This is a genomic window from Salinicola sp. (assembly GCF_982684285.1).
The window spans coordinates 1-3547 of record NZ_CEXLVS010000314.1 but is presented as its reverse complement, the minus strand read 5'-3'; the positions used below and the strand labels follow the sequence as shown (position 1 = coordinate 3547).

4 protein-coding genes are annotated in these 3547 nt (G+C 60.6%); 2 read left to right on the top strand and 2 right to left on the bottom strand.

What is annotated here, in order from left to right; genetic code table 11:
• Positions 1 to 1222: MATE family efflux transporter (locus tag AC3AYF_RS18910; protein WP_487780186.1), on the top strand; the 1222-nt coding region annotated here is incomplete at its 5' end.
• 105 nt (positions 1223 to 1327) lie between these two features.
• The gene (locus AC3AYF_RS18905; protein ID WP_295041204.1) at positions 1328 to 2023 is read left to right on the top strand and encodes a hypothetical protein; all 696 of its coding nucleotides are present in this window, start codon (positions 1328 to 1330) and stop codon (positions 2021 to 2023) included.
• Positions 2024 to 2069: 46 nt separating this feature from the next.
• Here AC3AYF_RS18905 and tusA read toward each other — a convergent pair whose 3' ends face one another.
• Together tusA and rlmM are read right to left on the bottom strand one after the other, a co-directional pair.
• Entirely contained in the window at positions 2070 to 2312 is a 243-nt protein-coding gene (gene tusA, locus AC3AYF_RS18900) for a sulfurtransferase TusA (protein WP_149435781.1), read from the bottom strand.
• 26 nt (positions 2313 to 2338) lie between these two features.
• Positions 2339 to 3415, bottom strand: coding sequence for a 23S rRNA (cytidine(2498)-2'-O)-methyltransferase RlmM (gene rlmM / locus AC3AYF_RS18895; protein ID WP_295041206.1), 1077 nt, complete (start codon positions 3413 to 3415; stop codon positions 2339 to 2341).
• Positions 3416 to 3547 lie beyond the last annotated feature (132 nt).

The following is a 3547-nucleotide window of genomic DNA, read 5'->3' as shown; positions in this document are numbered from 1 at the left end:
GACCGGAACCTTGATGGGCCTCACTCCCATCGTGGCGCATCGAATGGGCGCCGGGAGTCACGATCAGGTCCGCGGCAAGGTCCACCAGGCGCTTTGGGTGGCGCTGATCCTGGGAATTCTCAGCGCCCTGGCCATGACGCTGGGCGCCAGCGCCATCTTCCACCTGATGCAGATTCCCGCCGATGTCGCCAGTCTGGCGACCGCTTACTTGAACGCCGCCGCTTTCGGCATTCCCGCCGTGGCGATATACCAAGCGCTACGCGCCTTCTCCGACGGCATGCATCATACGCGGCCCGCGCTGTGGATCAGCCTTCTCGGTCTTGCGGTCAATATTCCCGGCAATTTTCTGCTGATCTACGGCGGCCCGGGACTGGTCGGGCTATTCGGCAACGGGATCCCCCTTTTTCTGCAGCAGCTACCCGCGCTGGGTGCATTCGGATGTGGTATCGCGACCGCCGTATCGATGTGGGCCATGTGCCTGGGTATGATCTGGTACACCACTCGCAGTCGTGCCTATGCCCCGGTAGTCCTGTGGGCCTCCCCGACCCCGCCCCGCTGGCAGGATATCGCGGAGCTTCTGTATATCGGCCTCCCGATTGGCCTGGCCATCTTCTTCGAGGTCACGCTGTTTACCGTGATCACGCTTCTGGTCGCCTACCTCGGCGAGATCACCGTGGCTGCGCACCAGATCGCCCTCAATGTCACGTCGATACTGTTCATGCTGCCGCTGTCGTTGAGCATGGCCCTGACCGTCAGGGTCAGCAACCGACTCGGGGCGGTCAATGCGGCCGAGGCACGCTTCGTGGCCTGGAACGGTATCGGCGTCGGCTTTGCCTTGGCGCTGCTCAACAGCACGCTGATCTGGCTTCTGGCGGCTCCGGTAGTGTCGCTCTACACCAGCAACGTCGATGTGCGCACCCTGGCCATGTCACTGATTCTGCTGGCCATGCTGTTTCAGATTTCGGACTCGCTCCAGGTCAACCTGGCCGGCGCCCTGCGTGGCTACAAGGACACCAGGGTCGTCATGGGCATCACCCTGTTTTCCTACTGGTTCGTCGGCCTGGGATGCGGCCACTTGCTGGGGCGCGGCCTGGAGAACCTGTTCGACGCACTGGGCATCTATGGTTACTGGATCGGCCTCAATGCGGGCTTGACGACGGCAGCGGGGCTACTCGCCTGGCGTTTATGGCAGGTCGGTAGCCGTCGGTTGACGAAAAGCTGAAATTATCGTCATTGAGTCTACCGCGGGGCTTAACATGCCCTTCCTGGCTGTGCTAATACTGGCATCAGGCCTCAAGCCGAGACATTGCCGACCAGGAGGGTAGCCATGGGTGTCCCACTTTCCCCTCGATCCGCGCAGATCATTGATCTGGAAACCATGAGGCATCGGCTGAGAGCCAGGAAGCGGTTGGTCCGGCTATCGCCCGAACTCGACGGCCTGGAAATGCTCTACTACCTCGCCTCCGATCCCGACACGCTGTACGGCATGCCACTGCTGGCATGGGGACTGCGCGAAGACGACGAAGTCGTCGGCCTGGTGCCCTGGATGGAGTCGTTGGCACCTTGCCACGAGCTGGACGACCCCGAATATGGCCACTTCGTGGGCTATCGCGATCCCGAGACGCACGAGATATTCCACGACGCTCCCGAGCACAAGATTGCCGAGCTGGCGCACGCGGCAGCCTATTTCGATTATGAAGAAACCCAGGACGTCTCGTTGACCCAGCAACTGCCGGAAACCCAGGGCACGCACGCACTGTGCATGGACGAGGATGGCAAGCCCTGGCAACTCAAGCAGATCTTCGGTTGGCACCTCTACAGCAATGGGGCCGTCGATGCGATGCTGGTCGACGACACACGGGCGACGTCACTTCCCGTTCTGCTGGGGGACGACTGCCTCTATCCCGGTCGAAGTCGCCACCACACGCTCTATTTTTTCCAGCGCAATATTGCCAACCGCATCCGGAACGAAGATCCGGATACTCTGGAGGCGCTGGCACTGATGGTCATGCCGGGGAACTGACCCGTCAGCTGAAAAGAGTGGCCAACCGGCCCGCTTCGCCGCTATCTCATCCCAACAGGATGCGATAGCGGTATTCTTCCCCATCCTGGCTCTGTTCGATGAGCCGATGCCCCAGGAAATTGCAGAACTTGGGGATGTCGCGGGTCGTCGCCGGATCGGTGGCGAGCACTTCCAGGATGTCACCGGTTGCCATGTCTCGCACCTTGTTGTGCATCAGCATGATCGGCTCCGGACAGTAGAGTCCCCGTGTATCCAGTCTCTCCCCTTGATGAAGCCGAGCGTCGTTCATGGTTGCCTCGCGCAAGCTATCGTCGTTCATTCATCCAGTCTCACGTGGACGGTGACCTCTTCACGGTCATGATACAGGTGGCGACAGGCGATGCTAGCGCTCACGCCTGCAGTCTTCAACGAACCCTCGAGCCGTATCAGGCAACGCCGAACTTCCTCCCACCTTTTTTTCATCGGCAGTTTCAGGTTGAAAATCGCCTCGCGGCACCAGCGTTTGATCAGCCAGCGTTCGACCATATCGATCACTCGCATCGGCTTGTCGACGATATCGCACACCAGCCAGTCGAGCCGGTACGGCGGTTCCCAGACAAAACCGTCTTCACGCAAGTGCTCGACCTGCCCCGTCGCCATCAATCCTGGCGCCATGGGCCCGTTGTCGATGGCATAGACGAACATTCCACGACGCACCAGCTGGTAGGTCCAGCCACCCGGCGCTGCGCCCAGGTCCACGGCTTGCATGCCGCCGTGCAGGCGCGATTCCCAGGCCTCTTTCGGCACGAAGGTATGCCAGGCTTCCTCGAGCTTGAGAGTCGAACGGCTCGGAGCATCGGCGGGATGGCGGAGGCGCAGAATCCCACCCGGATGATCGCTGCGATTGCCCGGAAAGCTCATGCCGACCTGTATCGAATCGCCGGCCAGCCAGAACAGATGGAGCCTACGTCCCCCGGCCTTGCGCCGCAGGCCACCTCCTCGCTTCAGCGCACTCTCCAGAGGCCGGCTCAGAGACTTGGCCAGGCGCCCAAGACTCTTGCCGTCATTGGTATCCGGGGTCTCGTGCCAGATCGACTCGAAATTCCAGCCACTCTCATTGACCAGATCCGCGATTGACGAGATTCGGTCCTCACGCGAGAGGGCAAGTGGCTCGAACGCGACGAGTGACTGTCTCGCGAACACCAGTGACTTCAGCGGCAGCTCGCGATGAATGCTATTTGCGGGCCGAAAGTCATGGCTTTGCCAGCGTATGAAACCGCTATTGGCTTCTGCCATGACCACCTGCCCAAACTCGCCGATTTCGGATGCGCGCCCCGTGATCTCGGCGGCGAGATCTGGCTCGAAACCGGCTCGGCAATACAGCAGCCACTCGTTGGGCACTCGATTCACAATCACCTCGCTACGCTAACGCTGACTCGAAATCAGTCCAACAAAGAAAAACCCCAGCTTCTTTCGAAGCTGGGGTTTGGGAATAAGTGCCTGACGATGACCTACTCTCACATGGGGAGACCCCACACTACCATC